This window comes from Desulfovibrio intestinalis, assembly GCF_014202345.1.
Lineage (GTDB): Bacteria > Desulfobacterota > Desulfovibrionia > Desulfovibrionales > Desulfovibrionaceae > Desulfovibrio > Desulfovibrio intestinalis.
The window spans coordinates 1-21,539 of sequence record NZ_JACHGO010000008.1 but is presented as its reverse complement, the minus strand read 5'-3'; the positions used below and the strand labels follow the sequence as shown (position 1 = coordinate 21,539).

The following is a 21,539-nucleotide window of genomic DNA, read 5'->3' as shown; positions in this document are numbered from 1 at the left end:
AAATACTTAAACTTCACTAGTAAGGAAATGAGCATGAAACTCACGGATATATTTGCAGTACCCACCCCTGAAACGCGCATTCCCGTCCCCTACGTTATCGCCGAAGCCGGGGTGAACCACGAAGGCAGCATGGAAATTGCCCGCAGGCTCATTGACGAAGCTGCGGAAGGCGGCGCGCAGGCCATCAAGTTTCAGACATACAAAGCGGGCACCTTGGCGTCCAAGGATTCTCCGGCCTACTGGGACACCAGCAAGGAACCGACAAAAAGCCAGTACGAGCTGTTCAAAAAGCACGATTCCTTCTGGAAAAACGAATTTGAAGCTCTTAAAAAACACTGCGACGCAACGGGCATAGCCTTTATGTCCACGCCCTTTGACGTTGAATCCGCACATTTTCTCAACGATCTTATGGACGTGTTCAAAATTTCCTCGTCGGACATCACCAACAAGCCCTTCATTCGCATTTTGTGCGATTTCGGCAAGCCCATCCTGCTTTCCACAGGCGCGGCCCACTTGCATGAAATTGCCGAGGCGGTGGAATGGATCGAAGAAAAAGGCAACAAACTTGCCCTGCTGCACTGCGTGCTCAACTACCCCACGGCAGACGAGCATGCGGCCCTTGGCATGATTCCGGCCCTCAAACGCCACTTCCCGCAGCACGCCATCGGTTATTCCGACCATACCTTGCCCAAGGACATGCACATCCTTGAAACCGCCACCCTGCTTGGGGCGCGTGTGCTGGAAAAGCATTTTTCCCACGACAAGTCCTTGCCCGGCAACGACCACTATCATGCTATGGACAAGAACGATTTGCGGCACTTCTTTGAGCGCCTTGCCGGTACTCTTGCCAGCGTGGGCGACATGAACCTGCGTGCCTTGCCGGAAGAAGAGCCCGCCCGCCGCCACGCCCGCCGTTCGCTGGTTACGGCCCGTGCCGTGCCTGCCGGAACAGAGATCAGCGCTGCTGACCTGACCTGGAAGCGCCCGGCCCACGGCATTTCGCCGCGCAATTATGATGAAGTTATTGGTATGCGCGCGCGGCATGATCTGGATGAAGATATGGTGCTGCACTGGTCTGATCTGGACTGCGGCGACAAGGCCTAATTATGAACCAGGAAAGCAGCATACTCGTTCTTGGGCGCATGCCGCGTGATGCGGAACCGGAAACGCACCGGCCTGCCGGGCCGTGGTGCTTTGTTGAGCAGGAAGAATTTTTTCCTTCCTGGGACAAGCGCTTTGCTTTTCCGCCTGAACCGCTAGCTGAAGTGTCCGCCGTGGAGCATGCCTGCAAGTGCGCGCAAGCCCTGTGTGCAGACAGCATAGCTCCTTTGGCCGCTGAACTGTGTTCTCACAGTGAAGACCTGCCCGCTGCCTACTGGGAAACCCTGCTGGCGCCCTGGGCCATAAATATGGCCTCACAGATCGTTGACCGTTGGGGCCGCGTCAAGGCAATGGCCGAGGTGTGGGGTGATGAATCCATTCATGTGCCCCTTTTGCCCCGCGACTGCCATTTTGCCTTTTGGACAGAGCCGGACTTCACGCTGCACGGGGCTCTTGGGCACTCATTCAACCATTGGCTTTTCTCCCGCCTTTTTGAGGCGCTCTTTCACGAGGGCTGGCCTGAAAAATGGACGTGGGAATACCTGTCGCCAGTGCGGCGTGAATATGGATCTGACCAGCACCCCAGCGGCAAGGCCCGTTTGCGTAACATGGCTCGCAAGGCCATGCTGTGCCTGCCTTTTCCCAAGCTCAAGGGCGTAAGCTGGAAGCAAAGCCTGCGGTTTTCGTTGTCCTTGCTGCACAAAAGTCAGGGGCATGATTATTCGCAATCCCTGTCCTCCTATGGCAAGGCTGCCACAGGTATAGACGTGGGGCTGCCGGGCTGCCTGGACGTCATGTCCGTGTTTCTGGCGGGCATGCCCCGGTCCCTGCGCCTGCTGCGCCACCCGGAAAGTCTGGGGACAGGGCTGTTGGCCCCCAGGGTGCGTGTAGCCAGCGTATTGTCCTATGAAGACGCCGAGTACCGGCAAAAACTGGCTGTCTGGCGTGGGCGCGGGCACAGGCTCATGTATGTGCAGCACGGCGGCAATTACGGGCAGGTGCGCTGCGCCTGTGATACGGCGATGGTGGAGTATTCACAGCATGCCTTTGCCACCTGGGGCTGGAGTGAGCACGGCTGCAGCCGGGGCAACTTCATTCCCGTGCCCTACCCGCAACTGGCCCGCATAAAGAAGCGCTGGCACGGGCAGGACGGGTACAACCTGCTGCTGGTCGGGACGGAAATGCCTGCCTACGGCTACAGGCTGGATGCCCATCCCACGCCCTTGCAACTGGTGGATTACCGGCGCGACAAGCTGCGCTTCTTTGAGGCTATGGGGCGTACTTTGCAGAGTTGTTCGCAGTACCGTCCCTACTTTTCGCTGCCGGGTTCCTTGCGCGACGCAGACTGGCTGCTGGAGCGCATGCCGCAGGTGAGGTTGTCTACCGGCCCCTTGCAGCCGCAGATCCTGTCCTGCCGCCTGTTGGTAGTGGATCACAACTGTACCACCACCCTTGAAGCTTTGGTGGCCAATGTGCCTACCATTTTGTTCTGGCGGCGAGATGTGTGGCCCGTTACCCCGCAAAGTGACGCCCTGCTGGACGTGCTGACCAGGGCGGGCATACTGTTTGCCACGCCTGAAGAAGCCGCCGCCAAAGCGCTGGAAGTATGGGAAGACCCGCGTGCATGGTGGAGCCGCACTGCGGTGCAGGACGCCAGGCGCGCCTTTTGCGCCCTACAGGCCTTAACGGTCAAGGGCAATGAAAATCATTATTGGATTCAAACGCTGAAGAGTCTGTAACACATGCAAATTCGTGTATCTGCCATAGTTTTATTGGTGGCCCTGTGCCTTTCGCCCTTGTTGTTGCCTCAGGGCACGGCCTGTGCTGATGATGGAGACAGTCTGCGTCAAGTGCAGACCGCCTTGAACAAAAATGATTATGATGAGGCCGTTCGCCTGCTCAAACCCCTCGTGGACAGCGGCAATGCCGAGGCGCTTTATGTAATGGGCCGTCTTATTCTGGACGGTAAGGGTGTGAAGAAAAACCGCACCCGCGCGGCCGAATTTTTCCGGCTGGCAGCGGAGAAGGGCGACGTAAGCGCCATGAATTCATGGGCCACGGCGCTGGTTTCCGGCGACGGCGTGCCCCGTAACTATCGCGAAGCTGCCCGCTGGTTCCGCAAAGCGGCGGAGCAGGGTCTTGCTATGGCCCAGTATAACCTTGGCTATCTCTATGCCTATGGTCGCGGGGTTAACAAGGATGAAAACGCCGCCATTGACTGGTACAGCCGTGCCGCCAATCAGGGGCTGGCTTCGGCCCAATACTCCCTTGGCTGGACGTATCTGAACAGCAGCGGGGAAAACCAGAGCGACACCAAAGCCGCTCATTGGTTTGAAAAGGCTGCCGAGCAGGACCATGCCAAGGCGCAGAACAATCTGGCCTTCATGTATGCCGAGGGGCGCGGTTACGCGCAGGACCCGGCCAAGGCTCTGCAATGGTACACCCGTGCCGCCGAGCAGGGGTATGCCGAGGCCCAGTATAACCTTGGTTTTATGTATGAGCAGGGCCGTGGCGTGCCTCAGGATTACAATCAGGCTGTGGACTGGTACCGCAAGGCTGCCGAGCAGAATGAGCCTGCCGCCCAGTACAGTCTGGGGCTTATGTATGATCAGGGCACAGGCGTGCCGCGCAACCTGAGTGAAGCCAACCGCTGGTACAACCTGGCTGCCAAAAATGGCGATCCTGACGCCAAGGCTGTTGTGCGTGCCCAGAACAACAAGCCTCAGCCCGTTCGCAAGGCGCCTGCCCCGAGCAAGCAACAGCAGAAAAAAGATAAAAAACAGCAATAGCTGTTTTTACATTCTTTCTTTGAATATCAAGAGGCCCGCATTGAAAGAGTGTGGGCCTCTTTTCTGTGCTTGCTGTGCGAGAATGGTTGCGGTGCGCAGTGGAAAAAGAGGTGGAGTTGCTTTGGCGAAGGGTGGTTGTGTCCTGCGTGTATGGGGCTTTTTACCAGGACGTTACTTGTGCAGTATAATGCCCAGTGTGCCCAGCGGGCATGAGAGCTTTTCAATTTCCTTTGCTTGGGCCGCCTGCGCGGCGTGCGGCAGAAGGGGGCCTGTTAGGGGCTGCCGCCCCTCCGAGGCCCCCTCTGCACTCCCCCCGGACAACCCCGCTGGGTTTTCGTAGCTCTCCATTCCCACAGGTTAGCCTTCAAGGGTTTTCCATCTTGCACCATTTTACGAGGGCTGCGCGGCTTCTGCTTCGGGAGCTTCCCTCCCCTTGGTCGGGTGATCTCCCTGCGCGCCGCGCAATGCCATCTGGCGCTTTCGCGTTGGGTGTTGGCTGTGTGGGGCGGCTGGGGCCAAGGTTAACCTGGCGACTCCTGAGTAAACCTACTCCCATTGTAGTATCCATGTTTTCATCGGCAGTGTGTGCAACTGCATAGGTAATTTGATTGGGATTGAGCAATTTCTCAGGCGAAGTGCAGGCCATTGCCGGGGGCGGCGTCATAAAGAACCGAAGCCGACTCGTCGGCGAGGTTCGTGCGTAGCCGCCCCCGGAAAAGATACTTGGTGGTCGGGGTAGAACAGGGGGTGCTTCGGGGGGGATGCAAGGGGGGCCGAGAAGGGGGCGAAGCCCCATAACCGGCCCCGTCTTGCCGCGCGCCGCGCAGGCGGCAGAACTAAAGAGAAGAAAAGCCTCAGTACCCGCAGGGTACAAGTCGTTTCATAAAGGCGATTCCATTCCTCTATTGCGCCCGCAGGCCGCATCCGCCTTGCCGCGCGCCGGGCAGGCGGCAGAGTTAAAGAGAAGAAAAGCCGACGAACCCGCAGGGTGCAAACGGTTTCATAAATGCGACTCCATTCTTTTATTACGCCCGCAGCGATCCTCTGCCTTGCCGCGTGCTGTCAATCTTCACTTAAAGCCATCCAAAATAGCAAGGCCGTCCATACGAAAGTATGGACGGCCCCGCTCAATGTATTGTCTTGGGCAGCTTATTTTTTGCCGCTCTTCTTGTTTTTCTTGGCACTCTTGGGAGCAGGTTTTTGGGCTGCTGCGCTGGCGGCCTTGGGTGCATCCTTTGGCTTGGTTTCAGCCTTGGGCGTTTCTTCAGTCTTGGCTGCTTCTACAGGAGCTGCATCGGCGCTGGGAGCGTCATTGGTTGCTGCAGGGGCAGCTTCCTGAACCTTGGCTTCAACGACTGCTTCAGTTTTGGGCTTTTCCGCAGGAGCGGCCTGTTCTTCAGGCTTCACTGCGGGAGCAGCTTCCACCTTGGCTTCCACAGCTTCGGGAGCTGCCTCTGCCTTGGTTTCCACAACTTCAGCGGCAACTTCGGTAGCGGCTTCAACCTTGGGTGAGGCAGCAGGCGTTTCAGGCGCAGCCTCGCCCTTGGGCGCTTCAGCGGGTTTTTCAGAAGCCGTGGTTTCAGCCTTGGCAGCTTCTGCAGGTTTGGCAGCAGCTTCACCGTCGGCAGGAGCCACAGCCTTTTTTTCAGGTTTGGGCATTTCCACCACGGTGCCGTCGGCCAGCACCAGTGAAAGGGCGTGGGCCGGGCAGGCTTCCATACAGGCAGTGATGCGCTTGCCGTTCTCCATACGCCATGCGCGGCACATGTCACAACGCACGGCCACTTCGCGGCGGGCGCGCTGGGCGAGGGTTTCGCCGTCTTCACCGTCCACCGAAGGCATGCCGATGGTTTCCATCGTTATGGTGCCATACGGGCAGGCGGCCATGCACATTTTGCAGGCCACGCAGTACTGGACGCGCATGATGATGCGCCCCTGTTCGTCCTGCTGGAGGGCCCCTGTGGGGCAAACGTTGACACAGGGGGCATGAGGGCACTGGTGGCAGCGCACTGTGGTCTTGAAGCCATCGGCCTTGACCACCTGCACGCGCGACACGAGTTCGTCGCGGTGCTTCATGGCTTCCTTGAAGCTCATTCCGTGGTGAGCAGCGATACAGGCCACTTCACAGCGGCGACAGGCGCGGCATTTGTCGGGTACGACCTGGATGTGTTCAGTCATGGTCCGTTTCCTCGGGTGCAACGTGCAGGGCCATCAGGGTTAGTCCGTGGCCCCCGTTGAAGTGGATGTTTTCGCCGCCGCAACTGGGGCAGACGAAATGCCGTTGCGTCAGGCTGAATTCATGGCTGCAATCGGTACAGCGACAGGCCAGGGGCGCTGTCTGCAAAAGCAGTTGCGCTCCCTCGGCCGGGGTGCCTTCCGCAAAGAGTTCAAAGCAGCCGATAAGGGTCTGCGCCTCCACACAGGCAATGAGGCCAAGCTGGCACTCTAGCTTGTGTATGTGCTTCACCTGATTTTCCGGGTGCGCCGCATTGTGATCCTTCAGAGCTTTCAGACAGATGTCCAGCAAACCCTGAACCAGACTCGCTTCATGCATGTTGCACCCTTCGCTGCTTTGACCCCGGCACGCAATAAACCTCTAGCGTTCCGTGCAGGAGACGCAGGGGTCAATACTGTTGGTGATCAGGGCAACGTCGGACACATTGCAGTCACGCATCATCACGCCCAGAGCTTCCCAGTTCATGTAGGAAGGCACGCGCCACTTGAGCCGTGCGGGCATATCCGTTCCATTGGTGCGAATATAGTAGAAGACCTCGCCTCGCGGCGCTTCCGAGCGGGCGCAGGCTTCTGCCGTGCGTATCTGGCGCATGGGGGCGGTCACTTCGCCGTCGGGCAACTGAGTGATGCACTGCCGGATGATCTTGAAGGATTCAAATATCTCGTGCAGGCGCACCATGGTGCGGGCGTGAATGCAGCAACCCTGTTCAACAACGGTTTTGAATTCCACATCAGGATAGGCCGCATAGGGCGAATCCTTGCGCACATCCAGGTGCAGACCTGATCCGCGCGCCACCGGGCCCACAACGCCCAGGCGAATGGCGTCTTCCTTGGGCAGCAGGCCAAGGCCGCGGGTACGGGCCAGCACCATGCTGTTGGTGTCATAAATCTCGCGGATTTCGTCCACCTGAGGTTCAACCTTGTCCAGCATGTTGCGCATGTAATCCAGCAGGGCGGCATCTACACTATATTTGACGCCGCCGATGCAGTTGGCGGCAAGGTTCATGCGGTTGCCGTAAACCGTTTCTTTCAGGTCCTGCATCATTTCGCGCACTTCCATGACGTGCATGAACAGCGACTTGAAGCCGATGATGTGGGCTTGAATGGCAGTGTTGAACAGGTGCGAAGAAATACGCTTGATTTCTTCGGCGATCACGCGCAGGTAACGCGCACGGTCGGGGATGGTAATGCCTAGTACGTTTTCAACAGCCATGCTGTAAGTAAAGGAATGACTGTTGGAACACAGCGAGCACACGCGTTCGGTGAGCGTTACGTTTTTGACCAGGTTGCGCTGGGTGGCCATTGCCTCCATGCCGCGATGCACGTGCCCCGAAGTCAAGTCAACGTGACGTACGATTTCGCCGTCCACCGTCAGGTTGAAATATACCGGTTCCTCAAGGGCCACATGTACTGGCCCCAGGGGCATAGTAAAGGTACTGGTCATGACTGCTTCTCCTTATCCTGGAGGATGCGTTCCCACAGGTCAGTGGTGCAGGCCCCGTTCATCATAATGGACAGAGGTACGGCTTCGTTGAGAATGCCAGCGTCCAGCTCTTCATCGAGGAAGAGACGGCGCGGGTTGGGATGCCCCATGACCTGGATGCCGTAAAGCTCTATCATTTCTCTTTCGTGCCAGTCCGCATTGGCGAACAGCGGCGTAATAGAGGGCACCGTGGGCCATTCGCCATTGAGAGTAACAGTCATGTTGTAAATAAAACCCTGAATCTCAAAGTGATAGCAGATTTCCTGCATGGGTTCGCTGAGCTGGCGGCGGTTGTAGGCCGTCACCATCGCCAGGCGGGCGTCCGCATCGCGAAGTATCTGCGCGCCCTGAGTGAGCATTCGGGGAGTGCCCAGGCGAAACCAGTGATAGGCATTGCCGAAGCTGTCAGTGCTATGATGTATGGCGTCGTCTTCGGTCGAGCAGAGAGCGGTAAGGCCCTCGATGACCTTGGCATTGCCGTTGATGACTTCTTGCATATGTTCTCCGCGGCCAGGCCGCTAATCTTTTGTGGGCGCTGCCGAAGTGACGACAAGTTCAACCGGTGCCTCATCAGCTGTCGTGGGCAGCATGCAGGCATTACGCTTTGCATCTTCGATCTGTCGACACTTGGGACACATCTTGCGAGTAAACTCGGGATCAATTTCGGTATTCCAGGCATAGAGTTTGTCAGCCAGAGCTTTGGGAATGGGGCGCATAAGCGCGCCACACACCACGCAGGGCTCATACTTTATGGTATGCTGCTCAAGCCTGTTATATTTTTCGGCCTGCGTATGGGCCGAATGCCAGTCTGTGCTGATGCTCATGGCCCCGGTGGGGCAGTAATGACGGCATGAGGCGCACAGGCAGCACGAGTTTTGCCAGATGGTGATGGTAAAGCCTGATCCGTCGGGTTGCTGGCCGATATGAATGGCCCCCGCCGCGCAGGAGTGACGGCAGATGCCGCAGCCCATGCACAGGTCAGGATCTACCACAGCCCTGCCGCGCAAACGGTCAGGGGTAAAGGTTTCACCCAGAGGAAAAGGGTCGGTGCTGGGGCCTTCGAGCAGGTTGCGGAATAAGACTTTAAGAAAGCCCGCCATACTATTCCTCCACGCCCAGTTTTTTCAGCCAGATAGACCGGGCCAGCACGACGCCCTCAAGAATGGCCTGGGGCCGGGGCGGACAGCCGGGCACGTTTACGTCCACGGGCAGGTAACGGTCAATGGGGCCTTCAATGGAGTATCCTTCACGGAACACCCCGCCGGATATGGGGCAAATGCCCACAGCCACCGTAACTTTGGGTTCGGGAATTTCGTCCCATACCCGCAGCACACGGTCACGTACTCTGGTGGTGAGAGGGCCGGTGATAAGCACAATGTCGGCGTGACGGGGGCTGCCGCAGTAGCGGCAACCCAGACGTTCAACGTCGTAGCGCGGTATACAGGCCGTGGTGGCCAATTCCACGTCACAGCCATTGCAGGAACCGGCGTTGATGCGGAACAGCCACGGCGAACGCACGGAAAGTTTTTTAAGCATGTTATCCAGCGACACGGCGGCCTCCTTACATCACCCAGACCAGTATCAGACTGCACAGCGCGAGCGCAGCGGGCACAGTTACATAGAAGCGAAACGCCTGGTCAATACGGAAACGCCCGGTGGCCGATTTGACCAGGGTAAGCGAAACCAGCATGAGCGCGAGACACTTGCACAGGAACCACAACAAATTGATCGGCCACCATTCAGATATGGTGCCGGGGAAGAAAAGCGCAACCCCCAGCCCCAGAACAACGAAGGTCTTGAGGGCCGACGTGATCTGAAAAAGCGCCAACAGCGGGCCGCCGTATTCAAGCAGCGGGCCTTCAACAATTTCGGTTTCCGCCTCGGGGATATCAAAGGGTACAACACCCATAGTGCCGGGCAGGAAGATGAGGTAGGCCAAAAAGGCCGGAATCATCGACGGGTTGAAACCAAAGGAACCTGTCTGTTGTTGCAGGGCCACGATCTTGAAGAGCGAAAATTCCGCTCCCCACGCGCCGCCAGCCAGCGTTTTGCCCGTGAGCATGGCCACGGCCAGCAAAATCATGAGCAAAGGCATTTCGTAGGCGAACATGAGCATCATTTCGCGTGAAAAACCCACAGCGCCGTATGGCGAACTGGAAGCCGAACCACCAAGCATGATGGCCATGGCCGGAATGGGCAGCAGGTAGAAAATCACCAGCAGGTCGCCCATATTGAACAGACCGTTGTACACGCCGGCGATGGGGATAAAGGCCGCACACACGGCCATGCCCGTGAAGCCGAAGACGGGTGCCAGCAAAAATGCCGGGCGGCAGGCCGTCTTTGGAATCAGGGTTTCCTTGGTCAGCAATTTGGCAATGTCCAGCCAGGGCTGCACCAGCGGCGGCCCCACGCGACGTTGCAGGCGGGCTTCCACGCGGCGGTCCAGTCCTTTGAAGAACATGGCCACCATCAGGGCAAATGCCCCGCCGGGGAAGACGCACATGTGCAGTATGGCAAGCAGGGTATCGCTCATGAGCGGTTCTCCTTGGGCGTATTCCCACCGCCAAGCAGGCGGGTGAGACCACCGTATATGCTGGAAGGCGTCATGCGGCTGGTGGCCATTTCAGGCGGCAGACCGCAGGTGTGCACATCAATTTCGCGCAGGCGGGTAAAGCGCTTCACGAACCAGTAGCCGCCCGTGAAGGCCAGGGCCATCATGACGAACATCCCCGTGGCGTTCCAGGCGCCTGCGCCTGAAAGCACGCCCGACATGCCAACATTAAGCGGCATGAAGCCGTACTCGAACAACACGGAGTTGATGGGGCCAAGCGCGAGGCCGGGGAAGATGCCGGTCAGCACGCAGCCTGCAGCCAGAATGCCCATGGGCACACGCATGATGCGCGGCACTTCCTTTATTTCGTCAAGGTCCTGCGCAGGTTGACCCAGGAAGGCCGCATGCAGGAACTTGGCAATATAGGCCATTGTCAGCACGCTGCCTATGAGGGAAAGCAGTGCCAGGAAGGGCTGGCCCGCCTCCATAAGCGCATGATAAATGAGCCATTTGGACGAGAAACCGCTGGTGGGCGGCACACCGATCACCGAAAGCCCGGCAATGGCGAACATAGCCAGGGTAAAGGGCATCTTGCGGCCAATGCCGCCAAGGTCGTCCAGAGTTTCCCTGTGGCTGGCGAACATGACTGCGCCGCACACAAGGAAGAGCAGGTCCTTGAAGAAAACGTGGTTGATGACGTGCAACATGCCGCCCGCGTATCCAAGCGCGCCGCCCGCCGCCACTGCCAGCACCATATAGCCGAGCTGGCTTACGGTTGAGTAGATGAAGATAAGCTTGAGTCCATTGCTGCGCAGAGCCTGAAGGGCAGCCATAATGATGGTGATGCCGCCTATCCACATGACAGGTACGCTGATGGAGCTCTGTTCAAAGCCGCCCAGTATGCCCGCAACGGCGAAACCGCCGCCCAGCAGCATAAAGAGCTTGATAAGGCCCAGGATGGCGCTCTTCAGCAGAACTGAGGAGATGTAGCCGGACACAGGCGTGGGAGCCAGGGCCGGATGCATCTGCCAGTCAATGCGGAAGGGCAGCTGCGCAGCCTTCATCACAAAGCCTGCCGCCAGCAGAGCCATGCCAAGCCACGTCGCGCCAGCGGGCAGGTTGGGCACCATGCCGTCCAGCAACAGCGCCGTGAAGGGCGTGAAGGGTCCAATGACGCACAGGCCAACAAAGATGAAGCCCGCGCCGAAGACGTTGAAGATAAAGTACTTGAAGGCTTCGCGCAGGGAGGCTTTGTCGCCTTCATGAGCAATGGCCATGTAGAGCGTCCACGAACTCATGATTTCCCAGAACAGGAAGAAGCTCAGCAGATACTGGCTGGCCGCCATACCCACCAAACCGCCACACATGGCAGTAAAGGCACAGTAGAAACGCCACTGCCTGTGGCTGTGTTCCATATATCCCAGAGCGTAGCTCATGTTCACCGCGCCCAGCAGGGGCACAATGAGGGCAAAGCAGAAGGAAAGCGTGTCCAGTCCGCGTCCGAACAGGATGACCAGCAGGGCCGTGGCAAGCAGTACGCCCACGCTGACCTTGCCCGCCATGATGCGGTTCTTGTGGAAGAGGGCTGGCAGCAGGGCGCCGAATACAGGTACCACCACGTAAATGGGCCAGCTAACGTGCATGGCCAGCAGTACGCCTGCGTCCGCCGGATTGGGCACAAAGGCCAGAGAAGCCACCGGGGCTACAAGCTGCATGGCCAGCTGCGGGGCAAGGCCAAGCAGAACGCACAGGCCCGCCAGTACGCCCATACCAACGCGCATGGTCACCGGAGCTTCCGTAACCGTGGGCAGATAGTCGGGGCGTTCTTCAAAAATCAGGGTTTTGAGTATGCGGGTATAGTAGACAAGACCCACAAGGGAACCGCCAAGAATAAGCGCGGCCAGCCAGAGCTGTCCTGCCTCGGTGGCGGCCTGGATCATCAGGAATTTGCTGTAGAATGCGCCAAAGGGCGGCAGACCCATAATACTCACAAGGCCTATGCCCATGCAGGCCACAGTGAAGGGCATCTGGCGGCCCAGGCCGCGCAGGTCGCTGAGCTTGCGGCTGCCGCTACGCATGATGAGTGCGCCTGCGCCAAGGAAGAGCAGGTCCTTCATGATGGCATGGTTGAACATGTGCCACAGCGCGCCCGTGGTCGAAAGCCATGTGCCTATGCCGAGCACCAGCGCAATTTCACCAAGCTGCCCCAGGGTGGAGTAAGCCAGCATGCGCTTGATGTCGTTCTGGCGCAGGGCCATGACCTCGCCCAGAATAAGCGTGGCCGCGCCAGTAAAGACCAGGCCCGTACCAAGCCAGGAAAGGCCGAAAAGGCCGGGCAGGGTGCTGACCATGGGCCGCATGAGCAACACGGCCACAATGCCGAAGATACCCATTTTGGTGATGATGCCTGAAAGAGGCGCCGACACCGAGGAAGGTGCAGCCGGGTGAGCATCGGGCAACCACGAATGCAGGGGCACAAGGCCGGCCTTGACGCCAAAGCCCATCAGGCAGAGCACAAAGGCTGCCTGAACCACAGGGGTGGGCACAAAACCTTCACCAAGCATAAGCAGGCCGGGCAGCATGAACAGCGCGCCGCCCGCGCACATGACATAATATTTGAGGCCAGCGTCAAATGCGCTGCGCCGTCCTTCGTGCACTACCAGGAAGTAGGAAGCGAAGGTCATGAGTTCCCAGTACCCATAAAGGCCCGAAGCGTCGGTGCTGGAAACTATGCCAGCCAGAGAGCCGAAGGTGAGCAGCAGGAAAAACCAGTAGCGCCCCTGATGCCGCCCGTGGATGTAGCCCTGCGAGTATACGCAGACCACAAGGGCCACAAGGCTGATCATAACCAGGAACAGTTTGGCAGTGGCCGGAGCGTCCGCGACAAGCACGGTAACAAAGGCCAGGGCCGCGAAGGCCGTTCCTATGACGGGAGCCATGCGCATGCGGGCAAGAAATGCTCCGCCCACAGCAAACGCGCCGAGGTAGTAACACCAGTAAGCCGGGTGCACAGGCGAATGTGGCGCGTCAAACCCGTACTGGCCGCCAATGAGGGCCGTAAGCGGGCCACGGAAGAGGCCCATGAGGCCTACCGCCACAGCAAGGCCGATCACCAGACCGGAGCCGCCACGCATGGGGCCGAAAGCCGTGGGAGCGTCTTCAGGTGCGTCTTCCAGAACTATGCGGCGTACGGCATTGACATACAACCAAATGAAGACGGTGGTGGCCAGAGCCATAACCAGAAGGCCGGTAAGGCCAGCAGGCATGGCATCAAGCACGGCTGCATTAATGAAGAGGCGAGCCTCGGGCAGCAGGAAGGGCGAGCCGCCCACCGAGGCCAGAAGGCCCAGGGCGAACAAAGCCGCCATCCAGGGATGGCGCTGGCCCGAACCACTCAGGTCAGCTACCTGAACGGGCCCCTGACTACAGGCTGCCCCTGTGTGGCATGCTGAAGTAAGACGGCTTAGCGCCGTCCAGGCCAGACCGCGTGTTGCGACCTGAAAAAGAATGAAGAGCCACAAACCGGTGGCGCCGATGGCGGTAGCCGCACCGAGCCCCAGGCAGATTATGCCCGCGTCGTGCAGAGCACCCCAGAGGATCAGGCGGCGAGGGTCCTTACGCTGACGTACGGCCTGGGCCGCAGCGTACAGCATGAGGGCCATACCCACCAGAAGCGGCACAAGCTGGCCGCCAGCCGAGAACAATGATTCCGTCATAATTCGCCCCGTAGTTTGCGGGTCTTTCAGGCCAGCACAGTGCTTAGCCCCAGCTACGCCTCTTGCGAAGTGGTATCACACCCATACCAAATCGTGAAAAAAATAGTAAAACGAGTGTTAACAGCCTTATCGTACTTCGCTATTCAGTGCAAGTGTCAATTATTTCACTGAAAATATGGGATTTTTGCCAATTTGCATAGAAGTGGCGCTGGTTTTGCGTGTCTAATTACAGTATGTGTAATAATTCACAGCAGTTCGACAGTAGTTGAAGCTGATGCAGTTTGTGTGTTGGGTGTTTGCTCAACCCAGTGTTCATCATAATTAGTTGATTAATCAAACAATATCTGTTTGATGTACTAGTCATAATAAAATTCGGGGGGCAAGAAAAAAATAGTCATTCTTTGTTCCCTTTTTTTGCGCAACAGAAAAAAGTGCAAATAAAAAAAATCGTGTTACTAAAAATTTTTTTGCAGATTGCACGTTTTTGTATCAAAATGAGTATGTGATTTATTTATCCAACGGAATCAGGCGCTCATTTTGAGTCTGCTCACGGCGTGTACGCTCAAGGTGTGCGCGTCGTTCCCTGAATAAATTGCAGGGAAGGTGTTACGATTCTGTCAGGAATATACGCAGTTCGCCTGTCCCGTGTCTTGAGGAAAAGAGAAGCAATGAGGGACGTTTTATCCTGGGGGGCAGTTGCAGAACGCCTTTACTGTTGCGAATACAGGCATTCTGAACGTCTGCGAAGGCTGTCCGGCGCTTGAAATTGCGGATGGTTTGCCCGGAATTTCAACATTGCCTGCACAGCTAATGATATGCCCGGACTGTCATTATAAGAATCCCTGCGCTGGGCAGAGCATGAGTAACAGGCTTTTTCAGGGGGGCGGTACGGCAGATCAGCTTTGGGGCAACAGGGGCCCAGAAAGCGGCGCTTCATTTATGACGAACTGCTGCCAGAAGAAGCAGCCACTCTGAACCGCTCGCGCTATTTCAGTTTTATTCGCATAATATGATGAAATAAAATGAAAAATATAGTTTTTGAATTGTGGCGGCGGGTTCTTTTTTGTGAAAGGGGTTTCCCCCTCTTACGCAAAGCATTTGCGAGGCAATCTGTACTAACACTGATACTGCAAACTGGTACACTATTGCGCCGCTGACGATTCACGGGGAAAAGCGTGCAATACAGTCAACGGATTTTGCTTTGCAGTCAGCGTTTATTCTTCGCGCAGCGTTCTGCCCATCAGATCGCGTAATGCGGCCTGCGGGCTTTGGTTTTCATACAGAATACTGTGTACGGCATTGGTCAGGGGCGCATCCACACCGAGCTTTTGCGCCATGTCATATATGGCGGCTGTGGTTTTTACACCTTCTGCCACCATGCCGAGGCTTTGCGTGATGTGGTCAAGTTTTTCTCCGCGCCCAAGCCGCAAGCCCACCTGGCGGTTGCGGGAGAGGTCGTCGGTGCAGGTCAGGGTCAGGTCGCCCAACCCGGAAAGCCCCATGAAAGTGTGCGCTTGCGCGTTACGCGCTACGCCCAGGCGGCTCATTTCAGCCAGGCCCCGCGTTATGAGGGCCGCGCGGCTGTTGGCGCCAAGGCCCAGCCCGTCGCAGGTGCCCGCAGCGATAGCCATGACGTTTTTAAGTGCGCCACCCATTTCCACTCCTGTAACATCGGTGCTGGAGTAGCAACGAAAGACAGGGCCGGAAAAAATATCGCGTAAATACCGCCCCAGTTCTTCGTCGTAGGCGGCCATAACAACGGCAGTGGGCAGGTCGCGCAGAACGTCAGCCGCAAAGGAAGGGCCAGACAAAACCGCATAGCGCGGGTTCAGATGCCCGAGCGTCTGCGCGGTCATTTCGGCGCAGGTAGCCAGCGATCCGGTTTCAATGCCCTTGGCTGCGTTGACCAGCACGACTCTGGGCTGAAAGTGGCGGGCATGTTCCGTAAGCCAGCCGCGCAACTGCTGGCAGGGCACAGCCAGAACCACCAGTGAACGGTCCAGCGCTGCCGGGTCAGTGGTGGCGGTGAGCCGCTCATCCAGAGGCAGATTGGGAAGGTAGCGCGGGTTTTCGTGCCTTTCGTTAACGGCCTTGGCCACGGCGGCATCGCGCATCCACAGGCAGACATGATGCCCGCCACGCGCCAGAAGATGTCCCAGGGCAGTACCCCAGCTGCCGCCGCCAGCCACACAGATGGAAATTTTTTCAGACATGTTTGTTCTCAGAAACCCAGTGATGATTCCGGGCCAGGGCGGTCGGGCAACGAACCCGCGTTACGGGCCATGCGCGGCCTGTTGGGACTGTTCTGTTTGTCTTTACCGAAATAAACCAGAAACATACCGCTGAAAAGCTGGTTCCGGTAAACTTCTACTCGAAACATTTTCCCTTGTTTGTCTACAGAAAATCGCGGCATGAAGTCCTTGAGGCGCAGGTCTACGCCAGCCTCGTCAGGTTTGCCGTTGTCAAAGCCTATGGCATTGACCCTGTATCCTTCAATAGGTTCGACCAGCAGCGAATCGCCAACATATACCACCTGTCCGAAAGGTATTTGCCTGTCTTCACCGTCCACGCGGGCGCGCACGACGCTCAGGCTGTTATCCACCTCGCGCCATTCCGGGCGGATAAGCGTCAGCATGCGGTTGCCATAGTGGACGCAAAACTGTCCCTCGCCACCCTTGGCGCAGGGCAGCACGGCCATAATGGGCTTGGTGGGCACGGCCTGGGCCGGACCACCCTTGGGCAGGGGCAGATAATTGATGGCCGGGCGCGCGTCTTCCAGTGGAAGAAATACGCGGTTGTCGGCAAAGGATACGGCAAGGTTGTCTTGCAGCGCGCCGCGAACGCCTTCGGGAGTAAGGGCAAAGGAACGGCTGAAATCCACTCCTGCCTGCCGTAAAAACGACTCCACCATCAGCAGGTGATAATAGGCGCGCAGTTCGACGGAGAATTCTTTACTGGCCTCAAGGCCAAAAGCCGCTTTGCCCTTGCGGACAGCGTAAAAGGAAAGGCTTCTTTCCATTTCGTGATCGCCGTCGGCTGTCTTGGTATTGTGCACATGCAGGCGGTGTCCTGCCTGGATGAGGGCCTCGTTGGCCGTTGCAGCAGCTTTGTCGGCCTCGGCTTCCAACGCGCCCATAAAGACTCCCGGCAGGTCGGTCTGGTCGATGATGACCGACTGTCCCCAGCGGGCGGGGTTGCGCAGTTTGTCTTCGTATTTGTGGCGGTAGTAGCCGCTGCCGTCATGCAGATTGAGTACAAGGGCAACCTGCGGATGGTCTATGAGTTCCTGAATGCGGCGCACTGTGGCAAATTCGGGATCTTTATCATCCAGACGCGCAAATTTGCGGTTCATATCGCCGTGCAGGCCGCGCGATCTTTTGATAATGCTGGGAAAATTCAGATTGGGCACTATCCACACGCTGCCGTTTTCCATCTGATAATGGGTGCTCAGCAGCGTTGCCGCAGAAAAGCCCCCTGGCTCATCACCCTGTATGCCCCCCACCACCAGGACAGTTCGTGGTCCTTCACCCAGGCGAATCACCGTGAAGTCCAGCGGAAAAGCATCCTGCGCGTGAACAGCGCCAGCCAGCAGAAAAAGGACACAGCACAAGAACAGGCCTGAAAAGCCGCTGCGCACGGATAGCTTGGTCCTGCACCGGAGGCGGTATGGAAACAATAGTTTGTATGGCTGCATGGCAGTGTGGGTTTGCCTGCGCAATGTGTTTGGAAGGCGCGTCCGCAGGCGGAATACTGGTTTCCATCACTACGGCATTTGAGAACAAACGGCAAGATACAAGGGGGTTGCCGTGTGGAAAAGAACGGGCGGCGTGTATGATTTCTTGCGGAACAGCCAGGGGCTGTCTCTAAATAACTCTTTTGCTCAACGGGTTGCGTCAAAATGCCTTTTTTACTCCAGCATGTACTGAACGAGTACACTCCTTCAGTAAAAAGGGCATTTTTCTTGCCCTCGGCGCAAAATCATTTATCTAGAGGCAGCCCCTGACGCTGGTCAAAAAGCCTGTTCCGGAATTGCTCCGGCCCATGCCAGTTTATTCGGGATCAAAGCCGATGTTGCTGATGGCCGTGCGCAGGGCTTCCATATCCACCGGGCCGTCTTCTTCGTAGCGCAGAACTTTTTCGTCCAAATCCACCAGAGGATTTTTCACGCCGGGAATCTTGCCCGCGGCTTCTTCCACTGCGCCTTTGCAGTGCCCACAACGCATGCCATTGACTTTCAGGCTTTTCATCGTATCCTCCTTGAGGAAACCGTTTTCAATTTCACAGTGAAGCAAGTCTACGCGCCGCCCAGGCAAATGACAAGCTGGAGGAAGATATGAGCGAGCCTATTGTGCAAAAATCTGCCAATACAGAAGCATGCCCCTTGAAATTTGACATAGGGGGTATGCACTGCGCTGCTTGCTCGTCGCGAATCGAGCGTGTGGTGGGGCGTATGGAAGGCGTGGAAAAAATCAGCGTTAATCTCGCCACAGCCAAGGCTGAGGTCTGGACCAGCGTTGGCCGGGAAGAAGAAGTGCAGCAAGAGGTAATGGACCGTGTAGCCACACTGGGCTTCAGCGCCACGCCATCTGCCGACGATGACGCCTCCACCGAGTTTGCGGAAAACAAAGCCAAAGCTCTTAAGGATTCGCGCAACCGTCTGGGCCGCCTTATCCCCATGATCTGTTTTGCCGTGCCCTTGCTTATAGTGTCTATGGGCCACATGATGGGCCTCAGCATGCCGAGCTGGATGGACCCGCATGCCGCGCCGCGCACCTTTATGCTGGTGCAGCTTTTTCTGAGCCTGCCCATTGTCTGGCTTGGGCGGCATTTTTATGTGGACGGCATTCGCGCGCTGCTGCGCAAGGCCCCGGCTATGGACAGCCTGGTGGCCGTAGGCACGGGCGCTGCTCTTATTTACAGTCTGGTGAACACAGTGCTTGGGCTTATGGGGGTTAACCCTGTTGAGCGCGCCATGAACCTGTACTACGAGTCGGCGGCAGTGCTGCTGACCATGATTGAACTGGGTCAATTTCTTGAAGCCACAGCCAAGCGTAAGGCTGGCGACGCTATGGGCGCGCTCATGAGCCTCACGCCAGAAACAGCCCTGCGGCTTGACCCGGCCAACGAAGCTTTGCCGCCGCAGGAGGTCACGGTGGCGTCCTTGAAAACAGGCGACCATCTGCTGCTCCGGCCCGGCGGGCGCGTACCCGTGGACGGTGAAATCCTGACGGGCAAAAGCGCTGTAGACCTTTCGCTGCTGACGGGAGAATCCATTCCCGTCGCTGTTGGCCCCGGCGACAAGCTGGTGGCGGGCAGCGTCAACGGCGAAGGATCGCTGACATTGCGTGCCGATGCCGTGGGACGCAACACGCGTCTTGCGCGTATCATCCGGCTGGTGCGTGAGGCACAGGGCAGCAAGGCTCCCATTGCCCGTCTGGCAGACCGCGTCAGCTACTATTTCGTGCCCGCGGTGATGCTTTATGCCGTGCTGGCGGCACTGGCCTGGCTGGTGTTCAGCTCTGAACCCATAACAACGCCGCTTACCGTCTTTGTGGCCGTGCTGGTCATGGCCTGCCCGTGCGCTATGGGTCTGGCGACCCCCATGTCCATTATGGTTGGCACCGGGCGTGGCGCGCAGCTTGGCGTGCTTATCAAAAACGGGGCAGCGCTGGAACAGGCCGGACACATCAATGTTCTGGCCGTGGACAAGACAGGTACCCTCACCACAGGCAAGCCCGTGCTTACTGGTGTCACCATGCTGGACGGAGCAAACGGGCTGGATGAAAACGGCTTACTGGCTTTGGCTGCCGCCCTGGAAGCCCGCTCGGAGCATCCGCTGGCCCAGGCCCTTATCAAGGCCGGGCAGGAACGCAATTTGCCCGCCTGCCGCGTGGAAGACGTGGTGGTGGCTCCCGGTATGGGCATAGAGGGAAAGGTTTTTTGCGCTGAGACGGGCCGGCATGTGGCCGTGGGCAACCGTGCCTTCATGAAGGAACACGGGCTCGATATTTCTGAAAGCGTCTCCGGCAAGCTGGCGGTGCTGGCCGAGGCTGGGCAGACTCCCTTGCTGCTGGCTCTTGGCAGTGGCGACGAAATTCGCCTTGCTGGTATTCTGGCGCTGGCTGACGCCATCCGGCCCGAATCTTCCTCTGTGGTGGCCCGCTTGCAGCAGATGGGCGTGCGCGTGGTTATGCTCACGGGCGACAATGAACGCACTGCCAGGGCTGTAGCGGCCAAGGTGGGTGTGGATGAAGTTGCCGCGGGCCTTTTGCCTGCCGAAAAGGCAGACTATGTGCGCCGCCTGCAGGAGCAGGGGCATGTGGTCGGCATGGTGGGCGACGGTATTAACGACGCCCCGGCGCTGGCTTTGGCCAATGTGGGCATGGCAGTAGGCACGGGCGTGGATGTGAGCGCCGAAGCTGGAGATATAGTGCTTATGCGTGGCGGCATGGAGGCCGTGCTGACTGCCCTTGCGCTTTCGCGGGCCACCATGCGCAATATCCGGCAAAACCTGTTCTGGGCTTTTGGCTACAACGTGTTGGGCCTGCCCGTGGCGGCAGGGCTGCTGCACGTTTTTGGCGGCCCCATGCTCTCGCCGATGATCGCGGGTACAGCTATGGCTCTGTCCTCTGTCTCAGTGGTGACCAATGCCCTGAGATTGCGTTTTTTCAAGATTGAGAGCTGATGTTTCGTTTGTAGGCAGTGTCGTCGCGAGTGCCGTAACCTTGCAAGGTAACGCATTGCAAAGTTAGCCTGCGCAGGATGATACATGACGAACAAAAACCCGCCTCTGCCATTACAGCAGAGGCGGGTTTATTTGTACCGAAATTCGCCGGGACTACTGGGTCATAAAGGCGTGCATGGTCACGAGAGTTTCCATAACGGTGGTGCTGAAATGGCTAAGGGCGCGGCCAGTGTCTGCCCCGGCCTTGATGGCCATTTCGAGTTCCAGCGCAGCGGAGGCCAGCGCCTTGGCCCCCAGGTTGGCGGCGGCTCCCTTGGTGCTGTGCACCAGCTGCCGGGCTTCTTCCGCATTGCCGTTTTTCAAGGCTACGGCCACCCTGTCGGGAGTGTCGCGTTCCGTCTCAATGAACTTACCCAACAGATTGACGTAAAGGTCACGTTTGTTGAGCACACGTGTCATGGCTTCTTTCCAGTCCAGTAATTCCTCGCTCATGCTTTCCTTCTTGGCGCAGGTTGATAACAGACGACAGACGGCGCTGGGACCATTGCACAGCAACGGCCCCAGTAGTCATAAACGTATAAGTCTGGCGTGGGGCAAATACTGCCAGCAAGATTTTATGATGACAATAACTTTATTGACCAGAAAGCTGGGAATTGTTGAAAATGCCTTGTCCGGCTGCCCGTACACGGTGTTGAAAGTCCCTGATAGGGCCAAAATAGTCAGATATGGGGCGGCGGCATAAAAGAACAATATTGTTGCGTCCGTTTGCGTTCGCGTGGGCAGTGGCGGGATATGACAAGCAAATACAGAACAGGGGATAAAGGCAGGCAGGTTACCGAGTGGACCCGGCACAGGCTGGGAACAATGTAACTGTGAAAATGTTTAAATGATGGGATGGCCCCGCCCGACTGAAGCGGGTATGCATAAGGTAGCCTAAAAACCTTTGCAGGAGGCCATCCCAATGAAAGCTATTACCACC

At 57.7% G+C, this 21,539-nt stretch carries 16 protein-coding genes; 4 read left to right on the top strand and 12 right to left on the bottom strand.

Annotated elements, in window-relative coordinates; translation table 11 throughout:
• Positions 1-33: 33 nt before the first annotated feature.
• The 3 genes from HNQ38_RS12150 to HNQ38_RS12140 are packed head-to-tail and all read left to right on the top strand — an operon-like array spanning position 34 to position 3,890.
• Complete coding sequence (locus HNQ38_RS12150) at positions 34-1,104, top strand: N-acetylneuraminate synthase family protein (RefSeq protein ID WP_183721375.1); 1,071 nt, start codon at positions 34-36, stop codon at positions 1,102-1,104.
• A 2-nt stretch (positions 1,105-1,106) separates the two neighbouring features.
• Positions 1,107-2,840, top strand: coding sequence for an LIC12162 family transferase (locus tag HNQ38_RS12145; RefSeq protein WP_183721372.1), 1,734 nt, complete (start codon positions 1,107-1,109; stop codon positions 2,838-2,840).
• A gap of 3 nt (positions 2,841-2,843) precedes the next feature.
• Complete coding sequence (locus HNQ38_RS12140; RefSeq protein ID WP_183721369.1) at positions 2,844-3,890, top strand: SEL1-like repeat protein; 1,047 nt, start codon at positions 2,844-2,846, stop codon at positions 3,888-3,890.
• Positions 3,891-5,039: 1,149 nt separating this feature from the next.
• On the opposite strand, the gene HNQ38_RS14280 is transcribed toward HNQ38_RS12140, so the two are convergent.
• From HNQ38_RS14280 to HNQ38_RS12085, 11 genes are all read right to left on the bottom strand, one after another.
• The gene (locus HNQ38_RS14280) at positions 5,040-6,068 is read right to left on the bottom strand and encodes a 4Fe-4S dicluster domain-containing protein (protein ID WP_246388140.1); all 1,029 of its coding nucleotides are present in this window, start codon (positions 6,066-6,068) and stop codon (positions 5,040-5,042) included.
• On the bottom strand, positions 6,061-6,444 hold the full coding sequence (locus tag HNQ38_RS12130; RefSeq protein ID WP_183721366.1) for a hydrogenase maturation nickel metallochaperone HypA/HybF: 384 nt from the start codon (positions 6,442-6,444) through the stop codon (positions 6,061-6,063). The genes HNQ38_RS14280 and HNQ38_RS12130 overlap by 8 nt, the downstream gene beginning before the upstream one ends.
• 42 nt (positions 6,445-6,486) lie before the next feature.
• On the bottom strand, positions 6,487-7,569 hold the full coding sequence (locus tag HNQ38_RS12125; RefSeq protein WP_183721363.1) for a hydrogenase large subunit: 1,083 nt from the start codon (positions 7,567-7,569) through the stop codon (positions 6,487-6,489).
• On the bottom strand, positions 7,566-8,105 hold the full coding sequence (locus HNQ38_RS12120; protein WP_183721360.1) for an NADH-quinone oxidoreductase subunit C: 540 nt from the start codon (positions 8,103-8,105) through the stop codon (positions 7,566-7,568). The genes HNQ38_RS12125 and HNQ38_RS12120 overlap by 4 nt, the downstream gene beginning before the upstream one ends.
• Before the next feature lie 21 nt (positions 8,106-8,126).
• Positions 8,127-8,708, bottom strand: coding sequence for a 4Fe-4S binding protein (locus tag HNQ38_RS12115; RefSeq protein WP_183721356.1), 582 nt, complete (start codon positions 8,706-8,708; stop codon positions 8,127-8,129).
• A gap of 1 nt (position 8,709) precedes the next feature.
• The gene (locus HNQ38_RS12110) at positions 8,710-9,144 is read right to left on the bottom strand and encodes an NADH-quinone oxidoreductase subunit B family protein (RefSeq protein WP_041724975.1); all 435 of its coding nucleotides are present in this window, start codon (positions 9,142-9,144) and stop codon (positions 8,710-8,712) included.
• A gap of 25 nt (positions 9,145-9,169) precedes the next feature.
• Complete coding sequence (locus HNQ38_RS12105) at positions 9,170-10,141, bottom strand: respiratory chain complex I subunit 1 family protein (protein WP_183721353.1); 972 nt, start codon at positions 10,139-10,141, stop codon at positions 9,170-9,172.
• The gene (locus HNQ38_RS12100; protein WP_183721350.1) at positions 10,138-13,875 is read right to left on the bottom strand and encodes a complex I subunit 5 family protein; all 3,738 of its coding nucleotides are present in this window, start codon (positions 13,873-13,875) and stop codon (positions 10,138-10,140) included. Before HNQ38_RS12100 ends, HNQ38_RS12105 begins: the two co-directional genes overlap by 4 nt.
• Before the next feature lie 1,214 nt (positions 13,876-15,089).
• Positions 15,090-16,076, bottom strand: a complete 987-nt coding sequence (locus HNQ38_RS12095; RefSeq protein ID WP_183721773.1) for an NAD(P)H-dependent glycerol-3-phosphate dehydrogenase — start codon at positions 16,074-16,076, stop codon at positions 15,090-15,092.
• Positions 16,077-16,096: 20 nt separating this feature from the next.
• The gene (locus tag HNQ38_RS12090) at positions 16,097-17,512 is read right to left on the bottom strand and encodes a M99 family carboxypeptidase catalytic domain-containing protein (protein WP_343060181.1); all 1,416 of its coding nucleotides are present in this window, start codon (positions 17,510-17,512) and stop codon (positions 16,097-16,099) included.
• Positions 17,513-17,924: 412 nt separating this feature from the next.
• Entirely contained in the window at positions 17,925-18,122 is a 198-nt protein-coding gene (locus HNQ38_RS12085) for a heavy-metal-associated domain-containing protein (RefSeq protein ID WP_183721344.1), read from the bottom strand.
• 86 nt (positions 18,123-18,208) lie between these two features.
• On the opposite strand from HNQ38_RS12085, the gene HNQ38_RS12080 reads away from it, so the two are divergent.
• Complete coding sequence (locus tag HNQ38_RS12080; protein ID WP_183721341.1) at positions 18,209-20,560, top strand: heavy metal translocating P-type ATPase; 2,352 nt, start codon at positions 18,209-18,211, stop codon at positions 20,558-20,560.
• Positions 20,561-20,713: 153 nt separating this feature from the next.
• Here the strand turns inward: HNQ38_RS12080 and HNQ38_RS12075 are convergent, their stop codons facing one another.
• On the bottom strand, positions 20,714-21,052 hold the full coding sequence (locus tag HNQ38_RS12075; RefSeq protein WP_183721339.1) for an Hpt domain-containing protein: 339 nt from the start codon (positions 21,050-21,052) through the stop codon (positions 20,714-20,716).
• Positions 21,053-21,539: the final 487 nt, after the last annotated feature.